General features: G+C 67.0%; 23 protein-coding genes and 1 riboswitch. Of the genes, 8 read left to right on the top strand and 15 right to left on the bottom strand.

The annotated features are described in order from the left end of the window. Positions 1 to 302: 302 nt before the first annotated feature. From PQU96_RS07790 to PQU96_RS07740, 11 genes are all read right to left on the bottom strand, one after another. Positions 303 to 1,052, bottom strand: coding sequence for a hypothetical protein (locus PQU96_RS07790; RefSeq protein ID WP_272771726.1), 750 nt, complete (start codon positions 1,050 to 1,052; stop codon positions 303 to 305). Positions 1,053 to 1,152: 100 nt separating this feature from the next. After that, entirely contained in the window at positions 1,153 to 2,649 is a 1,497-nt protein-coding gene (locus tag PQU96_RS07785) for a cobyric acid synthase (RefSeq protein ID WP_272771725.1), read from the bottom strand. Then, entirely contained in the window at positions 2,646 to 3,479 is an 834-nt protein-coding gene (locus tag PQU96_RS07780) for an ABC transporter substrate-binding protein (RefSeq protein ID WP_272771724.1), read from the bottom strand. Before PQU96_RS07780 ends, PQU96_RS07785 begins: the two co-directional genes overlap by 4 nt. 25 nt (positions 3,480 to 3,504) lie before the next feature. Next, positions 3,505 to 4,362 (bottom strand): cobalamin-binding protein, encoded by an 858-nt coding sequence (locus PQU96_RS07775; protein ID WP_272771723.1) that lies wholly within the window; start codon positions 4,360 to 4,362, stop codon positions 3,505 to 3,507. Further along, on the bottom strand, positions 4,359 to 5,372 hold the full coding sequence (gene cobD / locus PQU96_RS07770) for a threonine-phosphate decarboxylase CobD (protein ID WP_272771722.1): 1,014 nt from the start codon (positions 5,370 to 5,372) through the stop codon (positions 4,359 to 4,361). Before cobD ends, PQU96_RS07775 begins: the two co-directional genes overlap by 4 nt. Continuing rightward, positions 5,369 to 5,554 carry a hypothetical protein gene (locus PQU96_RS07765; protein WP_272771721.1) on the bottom strand — a complete coding sequence of 62 codons (186 nt, stop codon included), beginning with the start codon at positions 5,552 to 5,554 and terminating at the stop codon, positions 5,369 to 5,371. Before PQU96_RS07765 ends, cobD begins: the two co-directional genes overlap by 4 nt. Before the next feature lie 12 nt (positions 5,555 to 5,566). Beyond that, positions 5,567 to 6,466, bottom strand: coding sequence for an adenosylcobinamide-phosphate synthase CbiB (gene cbiB, locus PQU96_RS07760; RefSeq protein WP_272771720.1), 900 nt, complete (start codon positions 6,464 to 6,466; stop codon positions 5,567 to 5,569). Beyond that, positions 6,460 to 7,764: a cobyrinic acid a,c-diamide synthase CobB gene (locus tag PQU96_RS07755; RefSeq protein WP_272771719.1), complete on the bottom strand. Its 1,305-nt coding sequence runs from the start codon at positions 7,762 to 7,764 to the stop codon at positions 6,460 to 6,462. The genes cbiB and PQU96_RS07755 overlap by 7 nt, the downstream gene beginning before the upstream one ends. A 147-nt stretch (positions 7,765 to 7,911) precedes the next feature. Further along, complete coding sequence (gene cobO, locus PQU96_RS07750) at positions 7,912 to 8,529, bottom strand: cob(I)yrinic acid a,c-diamide adenosyltransferase (RefSeq protein WP_272771718.1); 618 nt, start codon at positions 8,527 to 8,529, stop codon at positions 7,912 to 7,914. Continuing rightward, positions 8,526 to 9,275, bottom strand: a complete 750-nt coding sequence (locus tag PQU96_RS07745; protein WP_272771717.1) for an ABC transporter ATP-binding protein — start codon at positions 9,273 to 9,275, stop codon at positions 8,526 to 8,528. The genes cobO and PQU96_RS07745 overlap by 4 nt, the downstream gene beginning before the upstream one ends. After that, the gene (locus PQU96_RS07740; protein ID WP_272771715.1) at positions 9,275 to 10,303 is read right to left on the bottom strand and encodes a FecCD family ABC transporter permease; all 1,029 of its coding nucleotides are present in this window, start codon (positions 10,301 to 10,303) and stop codon (positions 9,275 to 9,277) included. Before PQU96_RS07740 ends, PQU96_RS07745 begins: the two co-directional genes overlap by 1 nt. A gap of 105 nt (positions 10,304 to 10,408) precedes the next feature. Then, a riboswitch (cobalamin riboswitch) is annotated at positions 10,409 to 10,620 on the bottom strand. Between the two features lie 134 nt (positions 10,621 to 10,754). Here PQU96_RS07740 and PQU96_RS07735 point away from each other — a divergent pair. The 4 genes from PQU96_RS07735 to PQU96_RS07720 all read left to right on the top strand — a co-directional run bounded on the left by PQU96_RS07735 (position 10,755) and on the right by PQU96_RS07720 (position 14,918). Further along, the gene (locus PQU96_RS07735; protein WP_272771714.1) at positions 10,755 to 11,333 is read left to right on the top strand and encodes an RBBP9/YdeN family alpha/beta hydrolase; all 579 of its coding nucleotides are present in this window, start codon (positions 10,755 to 10,757) and stop codon (positions 11,331 to 11,333) included. A gap of 84 nt (positions 11,334 to 11,417) precedes the next feature. Next, a complete protein-coding gene (locus PQU96_RS07730) occupies positions 11,418 to 12,800 on the top strand; it encodes a PepSY-associated TM helix domain-containing protein (RefSeq protein WP_272771712.1) in 1,383 nt (460 codons plus the stop codon). A gap of 113 nt (positions 12,801 to 12,913) precedes the next feature. After that, positions 12,914 to 14,023 carry a Card1-like endonuclease domain-containing protein gene (locus tag PQU96_RS07725; protein WP_272771710.1) on the top strand — a complete coding sequence of 370 codons (1,110 nt, stop codon included), beginning with the start codon at positions 12,914 to 12,916 and terminating at the stop codon, positions 14,021 to 14,023. A 160-nt stretch (positions 14,024 to 14,183) separates the two neighbouring features. Then, complete coding sequence (locus tag PQU96_RS07720; RefSeq protein WP_272771709.1) at positions 14,184 to 14,918, top strand: substrate-binding periplasmic protein; 735 nt, start codon at positions 14,184 to 14,186, stop codon at positions 14,916 to 14,918. Between the two features lie 59 nt (positions 14,919 to 14,977). Here PQU96_RS07720 and trpE read toward each other — a convergent pair whose 3' ends face one another. Further along, positions 14,978 to 16,444: an anthranilate synthase component I gene (gene trpE, locus PQU96_RS07715; RefSeq protein WP_272771735.1), complete on the bottom strand. Its 1,467-nt coding sequence runs from the start codon at positions 16,442 to 16,444 to the stop codon at positions 14,978 to 14,980. Positions 16,445 to 16,769: 325 nt separating this feature from the next. Continuing rightward, the gene (locus tag PQU96_RS07710; protein ID WP_272771708.1) at positions 16,770 to 17,465 is read right to left on the bottom strand and encodes a phosphoglycolate phosphatase; all 696 of its coding nucleotides are present in this window, start codon (positions 17,463 to 17,465) and stop codon (positions 16,770 to 16,772) included. Between the two features lie 179 nt (positions 17,466 to 17,644). Here PQU96_RS07710 and PQU96_RS07705 point away from each other — a divergent pair, with 179 nt between their 5' ends. Then, the gene (locus PQU96_RS07705; RefSeq protein WP_272771707.1) at positions 17,645 to 18,817 is read left to right on the top strand and encodes a hypothetical protein; all 1,173 of its coding nucleotides are present in this window, start codon (positions 17,645 to 17,647) and stop codon (positions 18,815 to 18,817) included. A gap of 136 nt (positions 18,818 to 18,953) precedes the next feature. On the opposite strand, the gene PQU96_RS07700 is transcribed toward PQU96_RS07705, so the two are convergent. Together PQU96_RS07700 and rpe are read right to left on the bottom strand one after the other, a co-directional pair. Further along, a complete protein-coding gene (locus PQU96_RS07700) occupies positions 18,954 to 19,682 on the bottom strand; it encodes an SDR family NAD(P)-dependent oxidoreductase (protein ID WP_272771706.1) in 729 nt (242 codons plus the stop codon). Then, positions 19,679 to 20,365: a ribulose-phosphate 3-epimerase gene (gene rpe, locus PQU96_RS07695; RefSeq protein WP_272771705.1), complete on the bottom strand. Its 687-nt coding sequence runs from the start codon at positions 20,363 to 20,365 to the stop codon at positions 19,679 to 19,681. Before rpe ends, PQU96_RS07700 begins: the two co-directional genes overlap by 4 nt. A 141-nt stretch (positions 20,366 to 20,506) precedes the next feature. On the opposite strand from rpe, the gene apaG reads away from it, so the two are divergent. The 3 genes from apaG (at position 20,507) to PQU96_RS07680 (ending at position 23,562) form a co-directional block, all read left to right on the top strand. Continuing rightward, on the top strand, positions 20,507 to 20,884 hold the full coding sequence (gene apaG / locus PQU96_RS07690; protein WP_189372643.1) for a Co2+/Mg2+ efflux facilitator ApaG/CorD: 378 nt from the start codon (positions 20,507 to 20,509) through the stop codon (positions 20,882 to 20,884). A gap of 48 nt (positions 20,885 to 20,932) precedes the next feature. After that, positions 20,933 to 22,726 carry an ABCB family ABC transporter ATP-binding protein/permease gene (locus PQU96_RS07685; protein WP_272771704.1) on the top strand — a complete coding sequence of 598 codons (1,794 nt, stop codon included), beginning with the start codon at positions 20,933 to 20,935 and terminating at the stop codon, positions 22,724 to 22,726. Between the two features lie 83 nt (positions 22,727 to 22,809). Then, entirely contained in the window at positions 22,810 to 23,562 is a 753-nt protein-coding gene (locus tag PQU96_RS07680; RefSeq protein WP_272771702.1) for a substrate-binding periplasmic protein, read from the top strand.

Here is a 23,562-nt window from a genome sequence, read left to right as displayed (position 1 = left end):
GCGCCTTCGGGAAGAGCGGGGATCGGAAAGGGGGATGCGGTATCCCCCTTCCTCGTTCATTCCTTCGCGACGCTGCGCTTGCCTCGCTCAGTCACCGGCGAAACCGGCAAGGTAAATCATCATCCGCGTAGCGGACATACCAGACAAAACGAAGGTTGGCCGTAAACCCGTGACGGCTTGCGGCCAACCTTGCGTATTCAGTCGCGGTAAACGCTGGGCTTCGCAAGCTCAGCCTAACCTACCGTGCGCGCGGCCTTATCGTGCAGCGTCCAGCGACAGAAGGGAGCGAGGTGAGTGCCATGTTAGAGGCTTGGTGATTTTGCATGAAGCCGAATTATATGGCGCATAAAAGATGACGAAATTTCAAACACAAATTCGATTTCTTCCTCCACCACAGCATCGTCGTGTTTGATATATGTGTTTTGATATTTCGCGTAGTAGTCGATTAGCTTCGAAAACATGTTTGAGAACTCTTTCGAGCCACCGGCTTCACTAACGAAATTTCCGACATTGCCGAGTTGATTTTCGAGAGACTTGTCGTTCTTGAAAACACTTTTCAGTAATAGCTCCAAGCTAAGTCGGAGATCATCAAGCAAGTTTCTGCTAAATATTCCGTGTTTGTATTTGTGAATTGCTTGCAGGTACAAATCTAGTGCATTAGGGAAGCTGTCGAGCCAGTGGCGTGTTTCTTCGATGAGTGTCTCGTTAAGCTTGGAAAACTCGTCTTTTGGTGCGAGGTGCGCGAATTGGGAGACTAATTTTACCTTTAGCGATTTCAGATCATCATATTGCTTCAGTAAGAAGGTTCGGTGATCACATAGCTCTCTAATAATTTTGAACTGAAGAGAAGGGGGGAAACACTTCAGATTTTCTAGCAGTGCAGTTCGCTTATTTGGGGCCTCAAACGGATACGTTGCATGAGGGATATTGATATTGTATTCGACGGCGTAAGCGTTAAAGGTTTTCACAACTTCGTTTCCACTCAAGCCTCGGTTGGTATCGGCCAATATGTCAGCAGCGAAGCTGAGAAAAGGGAGAGGGATATGCGACACGAGATGTTTAGCCTCTAACGTGTGATATATACACTATCGGTGTATATATAAATCAATGAATATGTATACCCACTTCATGGCATGGATATTTCTTTGTTCTTCAGCTGCTTGTGAGATGTGCTGCTGGCGAACACGTATCCGGAAGGGCACCTATTTCTGCCAGCCGACTAAAAAGCCCCTCACTCGCCTCCGCCAGCCTCACAATGCTCGCCTCGCGCAGCGCAGCCAAGTCTACCCCCGTGGCATTGCCCATGCCAGCCCAATGTAATAGCGTTTGACATGCATCAGGATGGTCGAACAGCCCATGCAGATAGCTGCCCATGATCTGGCCGTCGGGGCTGACGGCGCCGTCCACGCTGCCGTCGTCGAGCATGAACACCGGCCGTTCGCAGTCCGCGCCACTGCTCACACCCATGTGGATTTCGTAGCCGCTGACCGCCGCGTCGACGTTGACGAAGCGGCCTTCGCGGCGGGTGAGGGTCTTGGCGGCGGCCAGTGTGGTGTCGATGGCGAGGTAGCCGAGACCGGTGCTGCTGCCGGCTTGGCCTTCCACGCCCAGCGGGTCGTGGATGTGGCGGCCCAGCATCTGGTAGCCACCGCAGATGCCGAGCAGCTTGCCGCCGTAGCGCAGGTGGCGCTGCAGGTATTGCGGCCAACCTTGCGCCTGCAAAAAGGCCATGTCGGCGCGGGTGTTCTTGCTGCCGGGCAGGATCACCAGATCAGCTGGCGGCTTCGGCGCGTCGGGGCCGACGAAGTGCAGGTTGACGCCGGGGTGGGCGCGCAGCGCGTCGAAGTCGGTGTGGTTGCTGATGCGCGGCAGCACCGGCACCACGATGTTGAAGTCGCCCTTTTGCTGCTGCGTCTGCACCGCGTCTTCGGCGTCCAGCATCAGGCCGTGCAAATAGGGCAGCACCGCCAGCACAAGCTTGCCGGTCTTGGCTTCCAGCCAGTCGAGGCCGCCTTGCAGCAGGCTGATGTCGCCGCGGAAGCGGTTGATGACGAAGCCGATCACGCGGTCGCGCTCGGATTGGCTCAGGCAATCCAGCGTGCCGGTGAGGTGGGCGAACACGCCGCCCTTGTCGATGTCGGCGACGAGGATCACCGGGCAGTCCACCGCCTCGGCAAAGCCCATGTTCGCGATGTCGCGCTCGCGCAGGTTGATTTCGGCCGGGCTGCCGGCGCCTTCCACCATCACCGCGTCGTACTGCTGCTGCAGGCGGCCGTAGGACTCCAGCACCGCCTGCATCGCGGTGGTCTTGTACTGGTGGTAGTCGCGCGCGTTCATGTCGGCGCGCACCTGGCCGTGGATGATGACCTGCGCGCCGGTGTCGGAGCTGGGCTTGAGTAGCACCGGGTTCATGTCGCTGTGCGCTGGCACGCGCGCGGCGACGGCCTGCAGTGCCTGCGCGCGGCCGATCTCGCCGCCGTCGACGGTGACGGCGCTGTTGAGCGCCATGTTCTGCGGCTTGAACGGCGCCACGCGCAGGCCACGGTCGGCCAGCAGCCGGCACAGCGCGGCGACCACGGTGCTCTTGCCGGCGTCCGAGGTGCAGCCCTGCACCATCAGCGTGGGGTAAGGCCAGCGCGGGGCGCTCATGCCAGCGCTCCGGCGGCGCGGTCGGCGTGCCACTGCCGGATCAGCGCCTGCAGTTGCGGCAGGCCGCGGGTGAGCAGCGTCGGGCCGGGGGCGAGGATGTCGGCGGACTTGATCTCGATGATGTGGCCGCGCCCGTAGTTGCGCACCGCCGGTACGTCTTGCCAGCCGTCGCGCTCGATCACGGTCTCGGGGCGGAAACGTTTGCCGCACCAGCTGCCGACGATCAGGTCCGGCGCGCGCGCGGCCACCTCGCGGTGGTCGGCAAGAATGCGTTCTTTCGCGCGCTTGTGGACGGCCAGTTCGGCAAAGGCATCGCGGCCACCGGCCAGCGCGATCAGCTCGCCGACCCAGCCGATGCCGGTGATGACCGGGTCGTTCCATTCTTCGAAGTAAACCAGCGGCCGCGGCAGGCCGGCGGCATCGTTGGCCGCCGCTTCGGCGCGGGCGGCGTCCATTGTTACCTGCAGCTCTGCGGCCAACCTTTCGGCCGCGTCGGTTTTGCCGGTGAGGCTGCCCAGCACCCGCACCATGCGCAGCACACCGGCGAGGTCGTGGTGGTTGAAATGCTGGATATCGACACCGGCGGCGGCCACGTCCTTGAGGATGTCGCTTTGCAGGCTGGAGAACGCCACCACCAGATCCGGCTCGACGGCGAGGATCTTCTCCAGTTTGCCGCTGGAAAAGCCGCTGATCTTCGGCTTGTGCTGGCGTGCCTCGGGCGGGTAGACGGTAAAGCCGGAGATGCCGGCGATCAGGTCCTGTGCGCCCAGCAGGTACAGCGTTTCGACGGCTTCGGTGCACAGGCAGGCAATGCGTTGGTAGTGGCTCATGGGGGTTCCGGAAAGCGGTAGCGGGTTAGCGGCGGGCGAGGTCGAGCTTGGCGCACAGCTGGCGCGTGCCTTCGATCATGCGCGGGGTCGGGCGGTTGAGCAGGTCGCCGTTGACCTGATGCAGCTGGCGGTTTTGCACGGCGGCGATGCCGGGCATGCGCTGCCAGCGCTGCAACAGGTTGTCGTTCTGGCGCATGGCGGCGGACAGGATCACCTGCGGGTTGGCGGCGATCACCGCCTCGTCGGTGACCACCGGCGCGGTGACCGGCAGGCTGGCAAACACGTTGCGGCCGCCGCACAGCGCGATGGCGTCGCTGACGATGTGCTGGCCGTTGAGGGTGTACAGCGGCTTGTCCCACACCTGGTAGAACACGCTGAGCTTGGGCTTGCCCTGTTGCTGCTGGCGCAGCGCGGCCAGATCCAGCTCGAAGCGGCGCGCCGCCTGTTCCGCCTGTGCGCTGCTGCCCAGCAGCTGGCCGATGCGGCGCAGGTTGGACGGGATGTCGGCAAAGCGCTTGGGCTGGCTGTAAAACAGCGGGATGCCGAGCTGGCGCAGCGGCTCCAGCTGCCGCGCCGACGGGCCGTGCAGCCACACCAAGAGCAGGTCCGGCTTGGCGGCGACGATGCGTTCCAGGTCGATGGCGCGGAAGTTGCCGGCCTTGGGCAGCGCCTTGGCCGCCGCCGGGTAGTCGCTGTTGTCATCGACGGCGATCAGGCGCGCGCCGCCGCCGGCAGCAAAGGCCAGCTCGGTGACGTGCGGCGCCAGGCTGATCACGCGCTGCGCGGGGGCCGGCAGCGTGACGCGGCTGCCCTGGTCGTCGATGACGCTGACCGGCGCGGCCAGCGCCGGCAGGCAGGCCAGTAGCGGGAGGAGTCGTTTCATGCGGTGAAATCCTTGTCACAGAAGCTGGCCAGCGCGGCGGCCAGCCGTTGCCAGTGGGCCTCGTCGGCCGGCAGGCCGAGGCGGAAGCGCGGCGCCGGCTCGGTAAACAGCCGGCACCAGATGTGTTGCGTCGCCAGATGCCGCTGCAGCGCGGCGGCGTGCGCGTACTCGCCGCCGGCGAACAGGTCGCAGCCGGCGTGCGGCAGCGCATTGGCCACCAGCAGTGCGGCCAACCTTGCGCGGCGCGCGGCGAGATCGGCCCGCGCCTGCAGCTGCCAGTGCGTATCGCAGAGCGCGGCGGTGGCGATGTGCTGCACCGCGCCGGGGATGGTCCACGGCCCCAGCTCCTCGTCCAGCTGCTGCAGGATGGCGGCCTCGGTGGCGACAAAACCCAGGCGCAGGCCGGCAAGGCCGAAGAACTTGCCCGGCGAGCGCAGCACGATCAGGCCGGGCAGCCGGCCGGCGTGGGCGGTGACCGACAGCGCCGGGCAGACATCGGCAAACGCCTCGTCCACCAGCAGCCAGCCGCCGCGCGCCGCCTGTTGCTCTGCCCACCGCAGCACGCTGGCTGCCGGGTAGGCGTGGCCGGACGGGTTGTCCGGATTGCACAGGATCAGCACGTCGACGCGGCCGGCCTGTTCGCCGATGTCGGCGTGGGCATGGCGGCTGACGGCGTGGCCGTGTCGCGCCCAGCGCCAGCCGTGTTCGCCGTAGCTGGGGTGGGCGACGGCGACGTGGCCGGGCGCCCGCAGCCGCGGCAGCGCCTGAATCGCCGCCTGGCTGCCGGCGACGGGCAAAAGCTTGGCCGCACCGTAGTAGGCGCAGGCGGCGGCGATAAAGGCAGCGTCCGGCTGTGGCAGCGTGTGCCACAGCGCGGGTGGCACGGCCGGCACCGGGTAGTGGCGCGGATTGAGCGCGGCGGACAGGTCGATCCAGCCGGTGGACTCGCCGCCGTAAGTGGCGATGGCGGTGTGCAGATTGCCGCCGTGTACGGGGCGCAGGGTGTTCATGACTGTCGTTTGGTCCAAGCCCAGCCCAGTAGCACGGCGAACGGGATGATGGCCAGCAGTGCGCCGATGCCAATCAGCCATAGCGCACCTGCTGCACTGGCTGCCAGCAGCAGGGTGATTTCCGGCAAGGCCTGCATTAGCACCAGCAGGATTTTTGACGACAGATTTAGGTAGCGGGACATGCGGTTTCTCCTTTAGCAAGGCAACGCCAGCAGTAGCCATAGCACTATGGCGCGGTCCATCAGTTGCGCGGCGCGGGCGATGTCGGCGGCGGCGGGCGTGGTGCCATCGCCCAGGGTGGGGCGCTTTTCCAGCTGGCCGTGATAGGTGGCTGCACCGCCCAGGCGGATCGCCAGTGCACCGGCGCCGGCGGCCATCACCGGGCCGGCGTTGGGGCTATCCCACTGCGGTGCCTGTGTGCGCCAGCAGCGCAGCGCGAGGCGGGTGTGGCCGGCCAGCGCGTAGGCCAGCGCGGTCAGCCGTGCCGGCACAAAGCCGAGCACGTCGTCGGCGCGGGCGGCGACCTTGCCGAAGCGCTCGAAACGCGGGTTGCGGTAGCCCCACATCGCGTCGAGGGTGTTGGCGAGGCGGAACGCCAGTGCGGCCGGCGCGCCGCCGACGGCAAACCAGAACAGCGCACCGAATACCGCGTCGTGGCCGTTTTCCAGTAGCGATTCGGCGGCGGCGCGGGTGACGGCGGCCTCGTCGGCGTCGCGCAGCTCGCGGCTGACGATGCGACTGGCCAGTGCGCGCGCCTGCGGCAGATCGCCGACCAGCAGCGCCGCGCCGATGGGGCGGGTGTGCTCCAGCAGGCTCTGCCGGCCGAGGGTGAAGTACAGCACCGCCACGCTGAGGGCGGCGGCCGCCGGCGCCGGCAGTTGCGCCAGCAGCCAGAACAGGGCCAGCGGCAGCGGCAGCACCAGCAGCGCCCAGGCCAGCAGGCCGCGCAGCAGGCGGCTGCGGCCAACGTTGAGCGTTTTCTCCAGCAGCTTGGCCGCATTACCGAAGCCGACCAGCGGGTGAAGGCGGTGCGGCTCGCCCAGCAGACGGTCGAGCAGCAGCGCCGCTGCCATCGGCGCGGCGACACTCAGCATGGTGCTGCCCCGCATGGTGGCAGGAACAGCGCGGCGGCGGCGGCCGGGTTGCTGGCGAAGTAGGCGTGGAAGTACGAGGCCTGCACGCTGCCGTGGCGGTACACCGCCTCGCCGCCGACGCGTCCGTCCTTGCGCTGGCAGTGCGCCTGCGGTGCCAGCGGCGTGTCGAAGCTGGAGTAGTGGAAGGTGTGGCCGCGCAGTTCGCCGGCGGCAGTGGGCCAGGCCTGGCTGCCCAGCGCGGCCAGTTTCTTGCCCATGCACACGCTGCCGGGCAGTATGCCGGCCATAGTGTGGCTTTGGCCGTCGGTGTCCGTGAGGTTTTCCGTCAGCGCCATCATGCCGCCGCACTCCGCCCAGACCGGCGTGCCGGCGGCGACGGCGTGCTTGAGGCTGGCTTGCCAGCCAAGGTTGGCCGCAAGGGTGTCGGCGTGCAGCTCCGGATAGCCGCCGGGCAGCCAGACGGCGTCGGCGCCGGCCGGAATGGCCTCGTCGGCCAGCGGCGAGAAGAAGGCGAGCGTCGCGCCCATGCCGGTCAGCGTGCGCAGGTTGGCCGGGTAGAGGAAGGCGAACGCCGCGTCGCGGGCGATGGCGATGGTTTTGCCGGCCAGCAGTGGCGGCAAGGCCGGCTGCGCTTGCGCTGCCGGCGCAAACTCGGGCAGCGCCGCCAGCACCGCGTCGTCCAGCTGCAGCGCGTCGGCCAGCGCGTCCAGCCGCGCGGCGAGATCGGGCAGCTCGGACGGCAGGTGCAGGCCGAGGTGGCGCTCCGGCAGCGACTCGGTCTGTCGTGGCAGGTGGCCGACCACCGGCAGATCCGGCGTGCCGCAGGCGCGGATCATGTCGGCGTGGCCTGTGCTTGCGACGCGGTTGGCCAGCATCCCCGCCCACGGCAGCTGGCCGTGATCGCGCAGGCCGCGGGCGATGGCCAGCGCGGTGCCGACCATCGCCGAGCAGTCCAGCACCGCCAGCACCGGCACACCGAAGTGGCGGGCCAGATCGGCGCTGGACGGCTTGCCGTCGTACAGCCCCATCACGCCCTCGATCAGGAGGTAGTCACACTCCCGCGCCGCCTCGGCCAGCAGCGCGTGACACTGCGCCTCGGTGCACATCCACAGGTCCAGCACGTCCACATTGCTGCCGCTGGCGGCGGCCAGCAGCATCGGGTCGATGAAGTCGGGGCCGGTCTTGAACACGCGCACCCGCTGGCCGGCGCGCGCGAGCTTGCGGGCGAGGGCCGCGGTGACGGTGGTCTTGCCCTGGCCGGAGGCGATGGCGGAGAGGAGGAGGGCTTTGCAGCTCATGGGCTTGCTTTCATTTCGATGGGCGGGGCAGGCCACGCATGGGTGTGCCGTTGCCAGCACGATGGTGATGGCCGGCAAGGTTGGCCGCAATGCGGTTGCGGCCAACCTTGCGCCGAAACAGGGCCGGCGTGATGGTTTGTCGGGGTGTTACCACTCAATGCCCGGTTGCGCGGCGATGCCGGCGGCAAACGCGTGCTTGACCAGCGTCATCTCGGTGACGGTGTCGGCAGCGTCGATGACGGCCTGCGGCGCGCCGCGGCCGGTGACGATCACGTGCTGCTGTGGCGGGCGCGCGGCGATGTCGGCCAGTACCTGCTCCACGTCGAGGTACTTGTACTTCAGCGCGATGTTCAGCTCGTCCAGCAGCACGAGGCCGATGCTCTCGTCTTGCAGCATGGCGCGAGCCTTGTCCCAGGCCTCGCCGGCGCGGGCGACGTCGCGCTCGCGGTCCTGCGTGTTCCAGGTGTAGCCCTCGCCCATCGCGTGGAACTGCACCTCGTCGGGGAAGCGGCGCAGGAAGCGCTCTTCGCCAGTGGACATGGCGCCCTTGATGAACTGCACCACGCCGACCTGCATCTCGTGGCCGAGGCCGCGCATCACCATGCCGAAGCCGCTGGAGCTTTTGCCCTTGCCGTTGCCGCAGTTGACGATGAACACGCCGCGGTGCTGGTCGGCGGCGGCGATCTTGGCGTCCATGATTTCTTTCTTGCGCGCCATGCGCCCGTTGTGGCGCTCGGTGCGGCCTTGGTCTTCGGTGTGGCTCATGATGGGTGTCCGGGTAAAAAGCAGGGGTGGCCTGCGTGGTGGAGTCGGGTTAGCGGATAGCCGAGCACGGCGGCGAGGTGTTCGGCGCCAAGTTCGGCCAGCGGGTACTGGCGGTGCGCGCCGTGCTCGTCGAGCAGCAGCGCGTGGCTGGCGCAGGCCGGGGCCAGCTGCAGGTCGTGGCTGACCAGCAGCACCGCCTTGCCCTCGGCACGCCAGCGGCCGATCTGCTGTTGCAGCGCGGCCTGATGGGCGAGGTCGAGCGAATTGGACGGCTCGTCGAGCAGGATCAGCGGCGCGTCCTGCGCCATCACGCTGGCGAGCGCCACGCGTTGACGCTCTCCGCCGGACAGCGCCTGCAGCGGCCGCGTCGCGAGGCGGCCGAGATCGAAGGCATCCAGCGCTGCGGCGACGCGTTGCGTCTTGTCGCCAGCGTCCGGCCAGGCAAAGCGCGCGGCGGCGACGGCGTCTTGCACCGCGTAGTCAAAGGCGTCGTGGCTGGCCTGCGGCAGCAGGGCGAGGCGTTGCGCGCGCTGGCGCGGCGTCAGCTGCGACAAGGGTTGGCCGCAGAGGCGGATGTGGCCGCCGTCGGCGCAGCGCAGCGCGGCCAGCGTGGCCAGCAGCGTGCTCTTGCCGCAGCCGTTGCGGCCGGCGATCCACCAGCATTCGCCGGCGCGGACTTGCCAATCCAGTGGCTGCAGCAGCGTGCGGCGGCCCTGGCGAAGGGTGAGCTGGTCACAGTGCAGCATCAGGCTAGCCTCCGGCGGGTACGTTGCAGCTGCCAGAACAGCACCGGCACGCCCAGGAGCGCGGTCAGCACGCCGACTGGCAGCTGCATCGGCGCGACGACGGTGCGCGCCAGGGTGTCGGCCAGCACCAGCAGCGCGGCGCCGCTCAGCACGGCGGCGGGGATCAGCCGGCGCAGGTCCGGCCCGCACAGCAGGCGGCAGGCGTGCGGCACCATCAGGCCGACGAAGCCGATGCTGCCGCCCTGGCTGACGGCGCTGGCGGTCAGCACCGCGGCCAGCACCAGCAGCAGGCGGCGCAACGTGGCCACCGGCACGCCCAGCGTCAGCGCGTGGTCGCCGTGCAGCGCCAGCAGGTTGATCGCCGGCGCCTGCCACCACGCCAGCAGCGCGGCCGGCAGCAGTACCAGCCACGGCCACGGACGCAGCGGCGTACCGGCGATATCGCCGACCAGCCAGAACACCATGCCGCGCAATTGCGCGTCCGGCGCGATGGTGAGCAGCAGCGAGATCAGTGCGCCGCAGGCGGCGGACAGCAGCACGCCGGTGAGCAGCAGCAGCACCGTGCCGCTGCTGCGCGCGAAATCGCGGCGCGCCAGCAGGAACAGCAGCGCCGACAGCGTCAGCGCGCCGGCGACGGCGGCGCTGTCTACCTGCCACAGCGCCAGCCCCAGCCACAGCGCCAGCAGCGCGCCGACCGAGGCGCCGCCGGAGACGCCCATCACGTAAGGATCGGCCAGCGGATTGCGCAGCAGCGACTGCATCAGCACGCCGGCCAGCGCCAGCGAGGCGCCGGTGACCCAGGCGGTCAGCGCCCTCTCCAGGCGCAGGCTGAGCAGGGTGTCGGCAAGTGTGCTGCCGTGGCCGCTGGCGGCCAGCCACAGCTCGCCGGCGCCAAGCGCGATGGAGCCGCTGCCGCAGGCGAGCAGCAGGCTGCCGCCGCTGAGCAGCGCCAGCAGCGTCAACAGGGGCAGGGTGGGTAAGCGCAGGGCGCCGCGCAGCGGGCGGTCCAGCGTCAGGCTGTGGGACATGGGCGCGATATCGGAATCGCGGAAGGGGCAGGCGTCAGGCGCACGGATCAGCCATCTGACCGGATGCCGCCCTCCGCAGCATGTGTCGGGACGCACTGCCGGGCAGTGCGCGCGTTCGCCGTGGCCGGTATCCGGGCTGGTTTCGCCGTCTGCCCGCCTTCCCGTGATGACTCACAGTGGCGATGGGCAGGGCGGTCGTGACGGCAGGGCCGCTGGACCATAGAAACGCACCGTTGCGGGGGCAGCACAGGTCTCACCTGTTTCCCGTTTAACTTGCCGGCATGCGCCGGCGAAGCACCAAGGCAGTCTGCGATTTTAGCAGATCGGCATCGGGCGCTGCCGGCTTTTGTATTTCCAAAAAGAATAACAAAACAATAATTGATTATTTTTGGAAATATAGGGGCGCGGTTAAGGTGACGGCAGAATCTTTCCACACTTTGGGGGCAGCAGCATGGCGCACGATTTTTCCGGCTTCGACTACATCATCCAGCCGGGCTGGAACAATTCCGGCCCCGAGCACTGGCAGAGCCACTGGCAGCAAACGTTGGCCGCCACGCGGGTGGCCAACCACGACTGGCAGACGCCGCAGCTGGACGACTGGCTGGCGGCGCTGGACGCGGCGGTGGCCGCCGCCACGCAGCCGGTGATCGTGATCGCGCACAGCCTGGGTTGCGCCGCGGTGGCGCACTACGCGGCGCGCTACGGCAACCGGCTTGCCGGTGCGTTGCTGGTGGCGCCGGCGGACGTCGAGCGTGCCAGTGCCCCGGCCGCACTGCAGCCGTTTGCGCCTTTGCCGGAAGAGGCACTGCCGTTCCCGGCGCGGGTGGTGGCCAGCGACAGCGATCCGTTCAGTCTGCCGCTGCGCAGTGCGCGGATGGCGGCGCTGTGGCAAAGCCCGCTGCACTGGCTGCGCGACGCCGGCCATGTCAACACCGCCTCCGGCCACACCCGCTGGCAGGACGGCTTCACCCATCTGGCCGCGCTGGTAGCCGATATCCGGCGGCAGCGGCAGGCGTCGCGCTGCGCCTGAGCGCGGCTGCGACATAGTGTCGCACCGCCTTGTGGCCGTTGCGGCCAACCTTAACAATGCCGGCCTTCCCCCTCACCGAGAACGATGATGGCCGTCATTGCCGAAAAGAAGACCCCCCGCTACTACACGGTGGCCTGGCGCTGGCATTTCTATGCCGGCCTGCTGGTGGCCCCGTTCATGATCATGCTGGCCATCACCGGCATGGTCTACCTGTTCAAGCCGCAGCTGGATCAGATGATGTACGGCAGCCTGCTCAACGTGCCGGCCGCCAGCACCCCGGCGCACCCGGCCGACCACCTGGTGGCGGCGGTGAAAGCGCAGTACCCGGATGCCAGCGTGCTGCGCTACCAGCCGCCGGCGGCGCCGGATCGCAGTGCCAAGATCATCGTCAAGACCGCCGACGCCAGGCTGGGCGTGTACGTGGACCCGTACCAGGGCAAGGTGCTGGGCACGCTGGACGAGAACAACAACCTGCAGGCCATCATGCTGAAGCTGCACGGCGAGTTGCTGGCGGGCAAGCCTGGCGATTACCTGATCGAGCTGGCTTGCAGCTGGGCGCTGGTGCTGCTGGTGTCCGGCCTCTACCTGTGGTGGCCGCGCGGGCGCGGCAAGCTGGCGGTGTTCTGGCCGCGCTTCAGCGCCGGCGGCCGCGCCTTCTGGCGTGACATCCACGCCGTGACCGGCTTCTGGAGCGCGATCTTCCTGCTGTTCATGCTGCTGTCCGGCCTGGCCTGGACCGGCTTGTGGGGCGCGAAGTTTGCCGCGGTGTGGAGCCAGTTCCCGGCGCAGATGTGGGACGACGTGCCCAGGTCGGACCGGAAGGCGCTGAGCCTGAACAGCACCGAGGAGAAAGTCGTGCCGTGGGCGGTAGAGCCGATGCCGCTGCCCAAGTCCACCGATCCGCACGCCGCGCATAAGGGTGCGGCAGTGCAGGCGGCCACGCCGCAGGTCGCGCTGCAGCAGGTGGTGGACACCGCCAACGCCCGTGGCGTGGTGCCGGGCTACAACATCGCGCTGCCGGACGGCGACGAGGGCGTATTCACGGTGTCGGTATTCCCGGACGATCCGCGCAACGAGGCCACGCTGCACATCGACCAGTACAGCGGCAAGGTACTGGCCGACATCCGTTTCAAGGATTACGCGCTGGTGCCCAGGGTGGTGGAGTTCGGCGTGGTGGCCCACGAAGGCAAGTTCTTCGGCCTCGCCAACCAGTTGCTGATGGCGGCCATCTGCCTGCTGGTGCTGCTGGGCAGCGTCAGCGGCCTCGTCATGTGGTGGCAGCGCAAGCCGGCCGGCCGCCTGGGGGCACCCGCCGACGCGCCGGACACCCCGCTATGGCGGGGCGCGCTGCTGATCATGCTGGCGCTGGGCGTGGTCTTCCCGCTGGTAGGCGCATCCTTTGTCGTCATCCTGCTGCTGGACTGGCTGCTGCTGCGCCGCGTGCCGGCGCTGGCCTTCCTGCGCTGAGCGTTGCTGCCTGCGGCCAACCTTGGCCGCATGGCCGCATGCGGCCGGCGACGCGGACAGGGTGACGGCTTGCGTCTAGAATCAGGGAGACCATTCCCTGAAGGGCGCTCCCCGTGCACCTGCTCGCCTTTGTTGACCATGTCGTCAGCGACATCATTACCCCGGCGCTGGACGCGCGCTTCGAGATCGACCGGGTGACGCTGCTGTGCCACCGCGGTCATCTCGATCTCGCCTTCGATATTGTCGGGGTCTGCAACAAGCTGCACCTGAACGCGGCGGTGGAGACGCTGCCGGCGGACAGCCAGCCGCTGGCGCTGCGGCAGCGCCTGCAGGAGCTGGTGCAAAGCGGGGTCTGCTTCAATATCAGTGCCGCGTCGCCGGTGCAGGCGGCGCTGGCCTACGACCTGGCGCGCGAACACCGGCTGCCGCTGATGGCGGTGGAGCACGAGCGCGACCGACTGATCTGGCTGCTCGGCGGCGAGAACAGCCGCCTGCACAGCGGTACCGAGATCGCCGAGGGCTTGTCGCTGGAGGCGTACTTCGCGCTCTACGGCAGCCGCATCCTCGCCATCCACTACCGGCTGGAGCGGCGCAGCCCGCGCCACGAGCAGCTGGCACGCGATCTGGCCGAACACGCGGCGCTGCGGCCGAAGTCGCTGTCGCTGCTCAACCGGCTGTGCAACGACCTGGACGACGAGCAGTTCAGCCAGCATCCGCTGTCCAGCGGCGAGCACGTGCTGTACGACTGGCTGCTGGCCAGCGGCATGGTGGAATTCCGCGACAGCGGCCACATGCGCTGCCTCGATGCGCGGGCGCGCTTCTTTCTGGCCGGCGGCTGGCTGGAGGTGTGGCTGCTGTCGCAGGTGGCCGAGCTGGCGCAGATCCTGCCGGTCAGCGACGCCGCCGTCGGCGTCAAGATCAGCCATCGCAATGTCGAGAACGAGTACGACGTGGCGATCCTGTGCAACAACCAGCTGTACCTGATCGAGTGCAAGACCGCCGCGCCCACCAGCTTCCAGCAGCGAGGCGTGGGGCTGGAAAACCTGTTCAAGCTCAACAGCGTCGCCGGCCTGGGCGGCCTGCACGCCAGGGCGATGCTGGCCAGCCTGTACGTGCCCACCGAAAGCGAGGTCGGCCGCGCCGAATCGCAGCGCATCACGCTGCTGGCCGGGCCGCAGCTGCGCCAGGCGCGCGAGTACCTGCGCGAGTGGCTGATGAGCTGAATCCGGCCGGTCCGGATGGGTTGCGGGCGCTTTGGCGGCGTGCCTGGTGGTGTCACTGCCACAGTGACCAAATATGTCGCCGTATTTAAGAAAAAAATAATTCTTTGTGACAGGCTTTCTGCTATCTTTGCCGCCGATTTCATTCTGCCAGATGGTTGCCATGCGCCTGATTTTGACCTTGCTGCTGGCCACGGCCAAGCTGGCCAGCGCCGGCAGCCTGCTGATTGCCACCGAACACTTTCCACCGTACCAGATCGAACGCGAGCAACAAGTCACCGGCTTTGTCGCCGACAAGGTGATCGCGATGCTGCGTCAGGCCAATCTGCCGTACCGGCTGCGCGCCTATCCGTGGCAGCGCGCCTACAACACGGTGCTGGCAACGCCGGAATCCTGCCTGTTCTCGGTCACGCGTACGCCGGAGCGCGAGGCGCTGTTCCAGTGGATCGGGCCACTGACGCACAGCGAGTGGACGCTGTACGCGCTGCGCGGTCGTTTCATCCCGTTTTACCGTCTCGACGACGTGCGCCACCTGCGCATCGGCACCTATTACGGCGACGTGCGCGACAGCTATCTGCGCGAGCACGATATGAAGGTCGACGCCGCACCGCAGGACCGCGACAACATCGACAAGCTGCTGCAGCACCGCATCGACCTGTGGGCCAGCGACCGTTTCACCGCCAACGGCCTGCTGCTGCAGCGGCAGCTGGGCGCGCGCATCCAGCCGGTGCTGGCCTTCAACCGTGTCAACCTGTACCTGGCCTGCAACCGCAAGCTGGATGCCGGCGTGGTGCAGCAGCTGCGGCAGGCGCTGACCATGCTCAAGCGCGACGGCAGCTGGCACGGCATCGAGCAGCGCTACGCCCGCTGGCCGGACATGCCGCAACGCCTGCCCTGAAATGCATTGCGGCCAACCTTGTGACAAGGTTGGCCGCAGTGTTTTTCAGCGGATGTGAATCAGGCGTCGAGGCCGTGCTGCACCAGCTCGGCGGCCCGGATCACCGCGCGCGCCTTGTTCTGCGTTTCCAGCCATTCCGATTCCGGCACCGAGTCCGCCACCACGCCGGCGCCGGACTGCACGTACAGCACCTCGTTCTTGATCACCGCGGTGCGGATCGCGATCGCCAGGTCCATGTCGCCGGTAAAGCCCAGATAACCGACGGCGCCGCCGTACACGCCGCGCTTGGTCGGCTCGAACTCGTCGATGATTTCCATCGCGCGCACCTTCGGCGCGCCGGACAGGGTGCCGGCGGGGAAGGTGGCCTTCAGGATGTCGATATTGGAGACGTCGGGCTGCACCTTGCCCTCGACACTGGACACGATGTGCATCACGTGCGAGTAGCGTTCGATGATCATGTTCTCGGTGATCGCCACGCTGCCGGTGTCGGCGACGCGGCCAACGTCGTTGCGGCCGAGGTCCATCAGCATCACGTGCTCGGCGATTTCCTTCGGATCGGCCAGCAGGTCTTCCGCCAGCGCCAGGTCCTCTTCGCGCGTCTTGCCGCGCGGGCGGGTGCCGGCGATCGGGCGCACGGTCACGGTGTCGTTCTCGCGGCGCACCAGGATTTCCGGCGAGGCGCCGACGACGTGGAAATCGTCGAAGTGGTAGAAGAACATGTACGGCGACGGGTTCAGGCTGCGCAGCGCGCGGTACAGCGCCAGCGGCGATTCGGCGAACGGCATGCTCAGCCGCTGCGCCAGCACCACCTGCATGATGTCGCCGTCGAGAATGTAGTTCTTGGCATCGCTGACCGCCTGCTTGAACGCGTCCTCGCCGTATTCCGACACCGCCTCGGTGGCAACCGACGGCAGCGACAGCGGGATGGCCACCGGCTCGCGCAGCTTGCTGCGCAGCTGGCCGAGGCGGGCGTTGGCCTTCTGCAGCGCGTTCGGCACCGCCGGATCGGCGTACACCACCAGGTACAGCTTGCCGGACAGGTTGTCGACCACCGCCAGCTCTTCCGACAGCATCAGCAGGATGTCGGGGGTGCCGACCGGGTCCGGCTTTTGCGTGGCGGCCAACCTTTTCTCGACGTAGCGCACGGTGTCGTAGCCGAAGTAGCCGACCAGGCCGCCGGTAAAGCGCGGCAGTCCGGCGATAGGCGGGGTGTGGAAGCGCTGGCTGAAGGCCTCGATGAAGGCGAGCGGGTCGCCTTCGTGGCGCTCGATCACCTTGTCACCGTATTCCACCTGCACGCCCGTGCCCTGCACCCGCAGCCGGGTGGTGGCCGGCAGGCCGATGAAGGAGTAGCGGCCGGAGCGTTCGCCGCCGACCACCGATTCCAGCAGGTAGGAGTAGGGCTGGTTGGCCAGCTTCAGGTACACCGACAGCGGGGTGTCGAGGTCGGCGAACAGTTCGAGGGTGACGGGGATGCGGTTGTAGCCTGCGCTGGCCAGTTCGGAGAATTGTTGTGGTGTCATGATCGTTCCAGGGTGTCAGGTCAAAAGGAGCGGGGCGGGGCGGCGTCTAGCGTCGCCATCGCCAACTGGCACGATCGGGCTGGAATCTCATGATGCAGGCTTTATCAAGTGTGGATGCGTAAACGGAACGGCTATTCTTGCGCAAAAACGCCTGCGCCGTACAGAGGTAGCAGGCGTGGCCGCGCTTAGAACCTGTTCACGATCTGCTGCGCGTCGGCGATACGGCGTTAAAAACGGCTTCGGAATGCTCATTTACTACTTGTAAATTCCGCTTCCTCAGCCGTTTTCGCCTTGTCTCGCTCTAGCTCGCTAGATCGTGAACACGTTCTTATACGCGCAGGTTTTGCGGTACTTCGGCGGATTTTTTCAGCAGCGCGAACAGCTCGACCAGGCTGTCGATCACCAGGTCGGCGTGCAGGTTGGCCGCATCGCGGTAGCCGTAGCTGACGGCCACGGCGGCGCTGCCGGCGGCGCGGGCGCACAGCACGTCGTTTTCCGAATCGCCGACCATGACGATCTGCTGCGGCGTGATGCCCAGCACCTCGGCGACATGCTGCAGCGGCAGCGGCGACGGTTTTTTCTCGGGCAGGCTGTCGCCGCCGAGGATCAGGCTGAAGGCGCTGTCGATGCCCAGTTGCGCCAGCAGCGGCACGGCCAGCCGTTCGGACTTGTTGGTGACCACCACCAGCGGCAGGCCGAAGCCGTGCAGCAGCTTGAGGCCTTCGGCGGCGCCGGGGTACATGCGGGTGTGCACGGTCAGGTGGCGGTGGTAGTGCTGGATGAAGAAGGTGAAACCTCGTTCCCACAGCGCCGCGTCGGCTTGGCCGTCGCGTTCGTCGGTCAGTGCGCGGTGCACCAGGCTGGCGACGCCGTCGCCGACGTGGGACTGGATGCGTTCGGCGGCCAGCGGGGCGAGGCCCAGTTCGGCGCGCATGGCGTTGGCGCTGGCGGCGAGGTCGGCGATGGAGTCGACCAGGGTGCCGTCGAGGTCGAAGGCGACGGCCTTGATATGTGTCAGATTCATGGTTCGGCGAGGGCGGACGGTGTCGTGACGGCGGGCGCCACGGGTTGAAGATGGGGATCGATTATACCGGAAGCCGCGCCCGCCACCGCCATGCCTTGCTTGCCGCGTAAATGACAAATCAGTAGCATGGACGGTTTTGTCGCACCGGCATGGCCGGCGGCTTCCATCGAAAGGACATCATGAAACCTCGTGCACTGGCTGTTGCCGTGACGCTATCCGGCCTGATGCTGGGCGGCTGCGCGTCGCCGCTGGCCAACAAGACCGCAGACGCGGCGGCGATCCAAACCATCGAACAGAACGCGCGGCTGGCGCGCTACAACTTCGACGGCGAGGTGCGCGTCAAGGCCATCCGCCTGCCGGGCAAGGTGGAAAGCCTGGTGGAAGGCGACGTGATTGGCGAAGTGGCCAGATCGTTCAGCCTGGAGCTGCGCGGCGCGGTGGACATGAGCAAGAGCCGTGTCGAGATGACGCCGACCTTCCGCTTCAGCCGGCCGAACGCCGAGACCTGGCTGCGCCTGCCGATGCTGGCCGAGCTGAACACGCTGACGCTGTGGGTGGACGCCTCGGTGCTGGATCTGGCGATCCCGGCGCTGCGTGGTGAGCACAAGGGCAAGTACGTGATGTTCCAGGCGCCACAGGACAAGGTGAAGAAGCTGCCGATAGACGCGGTGCTGGCGGAGCTGCCACAGGTGGCGAAGAACATCTACGCCGCCATCGACAGCAAGGCCTACACCTTCCAGCCGCTGGACGAGGCGGCGCGCAAAGCCGGCGCCAGCTACCGCATCCGCCTGACGCTGGACCCGCTGGCCGAGGCGAAGATGAGCAAGCAGGCGGTGCAGGAATTCCTGCAGCTGGCACGCCGTCACGCCGGCGAGCACCAGAAGGAGGTGGAGGAATTCGCCACCGCCGTCGGCCCGCTGCTGGACGCGTCGCAGGAAGAACTGCAGACCAGCTCGCAGACCGACCTGCTGGTCAGCCGCAGCGGCAAGCTGCTGGGCGTCAGCGAGCTGCGCGAGTTCTCGATGCCGAAAGAGAAGGAACTGGCGGTGACGGTGGCGTCCACGTTGCGCCTGAGCAACCACGAGCAGCCGGTGTTCAGCATGCAGCCGACGGCGAACAATGTAGTGAGCTTCACCGATCTCACGCCGCCGTCGTGGCTGGGCGGCAAGCATCCTGCCGATGAGGGGGAGGATGCGGTCGAGGGCGACGACGAGGTGGCGGTGGACGAGGCGGCGCAAGCGGCAGAGGAGGCCGTTGCCGCGGCGCCGGCGGTCAAGAAGCCGGCCAAACCAGCCAAGCAGGCCAAGCCGGTGGCGAAGCGCAAGCCGAAGCCGGTCGCCCGCGCCCAGTAAGGCGGCAACAGCAAAACAGCCCGTCACATCGTGACGGGCTGTTTTGCATTGCGGCCAACCTTGTGTGCCATGACGGCGTAGCGCCGATGCGGACAGGACACGCAGTACGGCGGCGTAACGCAGGGTCAGGGGGCGCCTACAGCTGGCGGATGTCCAGCACCGGCACGCTGCCGAAGGCTGCGCTGTGCAGGTAGGCGACAATCGCCGCCGCGGCGGCGGCGGGCGACGTCAGCTGGCCGTCGGCCTTCAGCGCGTCGAAGCGCGGCTTGTGCGGAAACTGCGCCGGATCGGCGGCGCGGATCTCGCCCTGCATGCCGGTGTCGATCACGCCGGGATACAGCGACACCGCCAGCACTGGCCTGGCGACGCCTTGCTGTTCGGCGGCCAGGGTGCGGGTGAAGTGGTCGACGCCGGCCTTGCTGGCGCAGTACACGCTCCAGCCGGGGTAAGGGTTGGCTGCGGCGCCGGAGGAGATGTTCAGCACGCGGCGCACGCCGCCGTGGCCGGCGCTGTGCGCGACAAAGGCGTCGCACAGCAGCAGCGGCGCGGTCAGGTTCAGTGCGATGGCCGTCTCCGCCACGCCGGGCGGATAGGCGCCGACCTGCGCGATCGGCTGCACCGTGCCGGCGTTGTTGATCAGCGTCAGGCTGTCACAGTCGCCCAGCGCCGCCAGCGCACGTTCCATGACTAGCGGCAGCAGGCTGCTGTCGGTCAGGTCGGCATCCAGCGTGATCAGCTGCGGGTGTTCCGGCAGCGCGCTGCAGTCGCGCGCGACGGCGACCACGTGGCCACCGTCACGCAATAGCTGCGCGGTGAGCGCCGCACCCAGCCCGCGCGAGGCGCCGGTGACGACGTAGCCGTTCACTTGCGGCCAACCTTGGCCAGTTCGGCACGCATCGCGTCGATCACCGCCTTGTAGTCCGGCTGGCCGTAGATGGCGCTGCCGGCAACAAAGGTGTCGGCGCCGGCGGCGGCGATCTCGGCGATGTTGTCGACCTTCACGCCGCCGTCCACCTCCAGCCAGATCTCGCCGCCGTACTTGGCGGTGTACTCGTCGATGCGCTGGCGTACCGCGCGCACCTTGTCCAGCGTCTGCGGAATGAACTTCTGGCCGCCGAAGCCGGGGTTGACCGACATCAGCAGGATCATGTCCAGCTTGTCCATCACGTGGTCGAGGTGGGACAGCGAGGTGGCCGGGTTCAGCACCAGGCCAGCCTTGCAGCCGGCGTCCTTGATCAGGCCCAGGGTGCGGTCGATGTGGTGCGACGCTTCCGGGTGGAAGGTGATGATGTCGGCGCCGGCCTTGGCGAAGCTGGCGGCCAGTGCGTCGACCGGGGTCACCATCAGGTGCACGTCGATCGGGGCGGTGGTGTGCGGACGGATCGCCTCGCACACCAGCGGGCCGATGGTCAGGTTCGGCACATAGTGGTTGTCCATCACGTCGAAGTGGATGATGTCGGCGCCGGCGGCGATCACATTGCGGACTTCCTCGCCCAGGCGGGCGAAATCGGCGGACAGCAGGGACGGGGCAATACGGAATTGGCTCATGGCTTTATACGGGGCGGGGCTGGAAATGCCCGCCATTGTACGACATTGCCCCGCCGGACGGCGACGCGTGCGCCGGTTCGGCGCTACAATCGGCCTCTGCTGCCGGGCATGTTGCCCCGCACCATGCCGGAACCGCCACCCATGAACGACGACTACCAGATCACGGTCGAGGCCGAAGCCTTCTACCAGCAGCAATACTCCAACGCCGACGCCGGCCAGTACGTGTTTGCCTACCGCATCACGCTGCGCAATACCGGGCGCCACCCGGCCAAGCTGCTGTCGCGGCACTGGATCATCACCGACGCCAACAACGACGTGCAGGAAGTGCGCGGCATGGGCGTGGTCGGCGAGCATCCGCACCTGCAGCCGGGCGAGAGCTACAGCTATACCAGCGGCGCCACGCTGCGCACCCCGTACGGCAGCATGCAGGGCAGCTACCAGATGCAGGCCGACGACGGCACGCGCTTCGAGGCGCCGATTGCGGAATTCCACCTGATCGCGCCACGCACCCTGCACTGATCCCCGATCACCCGTACCCGACCCCTGTATCCAATCAAGAGCAGCCGAATGCGACCAGCCGCCCATCATCAAGCCACGCCCCCGACCGACCGGGATGACCTGAAAACACTGAAAACCCTGCTGCCCTACCTGTGGAGCTTCAAGTGGCGGGTGCTGTTCGCGCTGTCCTGCCTGGTGTCGGCCAAGGTCGCCGGCGTGATCACGCCGCTGTTCCTGAAGGACATCGTCGACCAGCTGTCCATCCCGGCGACCTTGCTGGCAGTGCCGGTGCTGGCCCTGGTCGGCTATGGTTTCGCGCGGCTGGTGTCCAGCGTACTGGGCGAATTGCGCGACGCGATCTTTGCGCGGGTGATCCAGGGCGCGGTGCGCTCGGTGGCGCGCTCGGTGTTCGCGCACCTGTTCCGGCTGTCGCTGCGCTTCCACCTGGAGCGCCAGACCGGCGGCATGAGCCGCGACATCGAGCGCGGCACCAAGGGCATCGGCTTCCTGCTGAACTTCACCGTGTTCAACATCCTGCCGACGCTGGTGGAAATCGCGCTGGTGATGGGCATCCTGCTGTATCGCTACAACGTGTGGTTCGCGGTGGTGACGCTGTCCACCATCGCCATCTACATTGCCTTCACGCTGATCATCACCGAGTGGCGCACCGTGTTCCGCCGCACCATGAACGACCTCGACTCCAAGGCCAACAGCAAGGCGGTGGACGCGCTGATCAACTACGAGACGGTGAAGTACTTCGGCAACGAGCGCTACGAGACCGAGCGCTACGACGGCAACCTGGCGTCGTGGGAGCACTCCGCGATCAAGAACCAGGTGTCGCTGTCCATGCTCAACGCCGGCCAGGGCGTGATCATCGCCACCGGCGTGACGCTGATCATGTGGCTGGCGGCGCGCGGCGTGGTCAACCGCGAGATGACCGTCGGCGACGTGGTGCTGGTGGCCACCTTCATCACCCAGCTGTGGGCGCCGCTGCACTTCCTCGGCTTCGTCTACCGCGAGATCAAGCACTCGTTGGCCGACATGGAGCGCATGTTCACGCTATTGAACGTCGACGCCGAGGTCGACGACCATCCCGCCGCGCAAACGTTGGCCGCAAAGCAGGTGGCAATCCGTTTCGACAATATCGGCTTCGGTTACGACGCCAAGCGCCAGATCCTGCACGACATCAGCTTCGACATCCCCGCCGGCCACACCGTGGCGGTGGTCGGCGCCAGCGGTGCCGGCAAGTCGACGCTGTCGCGGCTGCTGTTCCGCTTCTACGATGTCGGCAGCGGCGCGATCCGCTTCAACGGCACCGACATCCGCGAGCTGACGCAGGACAGCCTGCGCGCGCACATCGGCATCGTGCCGCAGGACACGGTGCTGTTCAACGACAGCATCTACTACAACATCGCCTACGGCCGCCCCGGCGCCAGCCGCGAGGAGGTGATCGAGGCAGCGAAGTCGGCGCACATCCACGACTTCGTGATGGGCCTGCCGGACGGCTACGACACCACCGTCGGCGAGCGCGGCCTGAAGCTGTCCGGCGGCGAGAAGCAGCGCGTGGCGATTGCACGCACCCTGCTGAAAAACCCGCCGGTGCTGATCTTCGACGAGGCCACCAGCGCGCTGGATTCGCGCACCGAAAAGGCGATCCAGACCGAGCTGTTCGACATTGCGGCCAACCGTACTACCCTGATCATCGCGCACCGCCTGTCCACCATCGCCGATGCCGACACCATCATCGTGATGGAGGGCGGCCGCATCATCGAGCGCGGCCATCACCGCCAGCTGCTGGCGGCGGGCGGCCGTTACGCCGAAATGTGGCGCCTGCAGCAGGAAAGCGAGCTGGTGGAGGGCTGAGCGCGCCGATTGGCGTCACCGTGGCGGGGATGTGCGGTATAGTATGTTTTGAATAAAAACTTAAAAATAATCAGGTCATTGTCATGGTTCGATTGCGAGTGGCACTGTGCATCTTGTTGGCCGGGCTCCCGGCCCTGGCCGGCGCCAAGGGCGTGGTCGAGCTGCTGTTCGCCGTCGAGGACGACTGGTATCCCTATGCCGGCGTCCGCGACGGCCAGGCGGTCGGCCTCACCGTCGACATCATGCGCGCCATCTACCAGCAACCGGGCGTGGTGGTGCGCTTCCAGCCGCTGTCCTACAGCCGCTGCATGGAGGTGGCGCGTACCGCACGCTACGCCGGCTGCTTCACTACCTCGCGCAACGACTTCTACGAGCCTTACTACCGCTATCCGCAGCTGCCGTTGCTGGAAGGGCAGATCCGCATCTACAGCCGCAGCAACCGGCCGGAGCGCGATCTGGACATGAAGTCGCTGGAAGGGCAGGAGGTCGGCGTGGTGCTCAGCTACGGCTACGGCAAGGAGTTCGACGCCAATACCGCGATCCGCAAGGAGTACTCCACCCGCGAGGTCAACGCCTTTCGCAAGCTGAAGGCGGGGCGCATCCCCTACGTGGTGGCGTGGGAAGGTACCGTCAACCACATGCTGCGACAGAACCCCGATCTGCGCGGCTGGCTGCGGCCGGTGGGCAAGCTGGCGCCGGGGCCGGTGTACGTGTCCTTCTCCAGGGCGCATCCCGATGTCGAGCATCTGGTCAGCCGTTTCGACGCCGGCATGGCGCAGCTGCGCAAGAGCGGCCGGCTGAGGCAGCTGGAAAGCCGCTGGCTGGACGGCGACTGA

This window comes from Vogesella margarita (assembly GCF_028548475.1).
Classification (GTDB): domain Bacteria; phylum Pseudomonadota; class Gammaproteobacteria; order Burkholderiales; family Chromobacteriaceae; genus Vogesella; species Vogesella margarita.
The sequence above is the reverse complement of the archived record's forward strand: the minus strand, read 5'-3'. Positions and strand labels throughout refer to the sequence as shown.

Coding starts and splice junctions, on each gene's coding strand:
- PQU96_RS07785 (WP_272771725.1), bottom strand. CDS start 2,649: ATGAGCGCCCCGCGCTGGCCTTACCCCACGCTGATGGTGCAGGGCTGC.
- PQU96_RS07780 (WP_272771724.1), bottom strand. CDS start 3,479: ATGAGCCACTACCAACGCATTGCCTGCCTGTGCACCGAAGCCGTCGAA.
- PQU96_RS07775 (WP_272771723.1), bottom strand. CDS start 4,362: ATGAAACGACTCCTCCCGCTACTGGCCTGCCTGCCGGCGCTGGCCGCG.
- cobD (WP_272771722.1), bottom strand. CDS start 5,372: ATGAACACCCTGCGCCCCGTACACGGCGGCAATCTGCACACCGCCATC.
- PQU96_RS07765 (WP_272771721.1), bottom strand. CDS start 5,554: ATGTCCCGCTACCTAAATCTGTCGTCAAAAATCCTGCTGGTGCTAATG.
- cbiB (WP_272771720.1), bottom strand. CDS start 6,466: ATGCTGAGTGTCGCCGCGCCGATGGCAGCGGCGCTGCTGCTCGACCGT.
- PQU96_RS07755 (WP_272771719.1), bottom strand. CDS start 7,764: ATGAGCTGCAAAGCCCTCCTCCTCTCCGCCATCGCCTCCGGCCAGGGC.
- cobO (WP_272771718.1), bottom strand. CDS start 8,529: ATGAGCCACACCGAAGACCAAGGCCGCACCGAGCGCCACAACGGGCGC.
- PQU96_RS07745 (WP_272771717.1), bottom strand. CDS start 9,275: ATGCTGCACTGTGACCAGCTCACCCTTCGCCAGGGCCGCCGCACGCTG.
- PQU96_RS07740 (WP_272771715.1), bottom strand. CDS start 10,303: ATGTCCCACAGCCTGACGCTGGACCGCCCGCTGCGCGGCGCCCTGCGC.
- PQU96_RS07735 (WP_272771714.1), top strand. CDS start 10,755: ATGGCGCACGATTTTTCCGGCTTCGACTACATCATCCAGCCGGGCTGG.
- PQU96_RS07730 (WP_272771712.1), top strand. CDS start 11,418: ATGATGGCCGTCATTGCCGAAAAGAAGACCCCCCGCTACTACACGGTG.
- PQU96_RS07720 (WP_272771709.1), top strand. CDS start 14,184: ATGCGCCTGATTTTGACCTTGCTGCTGGCCACGGCCAAGCTGGCCAGC.
- PQU96_RS07710 (WP_272771708.1), bottom strand. CDS start 17,465: ATGAATCTGACACATATCAAGGCCGTCGCCTTCGACCTCGACGGCACC.
- PQU96_RS07705 (WP_272771707.1), top strand. CDS start 17,645: ATGAAACCTCGTGCACTGGCTGTTGCCGTGACGCTATCCGGCCTGATG.
- rpe (WP_272771705.1), bottom strand. CDS start 20,365: ATGAGCCAATTCCGTATTGCCCCGTCCCTGCTGTCCGCCGATTTCGCC.
- apaG (WP_189372643.1), top strand. CDS start 20,507: ATGAACGACGACTACCAGATCACGGTCGAGGCCGAAGCCTTCTACCAG.
- PQU96_RS07685 (WP_272771704.1), top strand. CDS start 20,933: ATGCGACCAGCCGCCCATCATCAAGCCACGCCCCCGACCGACCGGGAT.
- PQU96_RS07680 (WP_272771702.1), top strand. CDS start 22,810: ATGGTTCGATTGCGAGTGGCACTGTGCATCTTGTTGGCCGGGCTCCCG.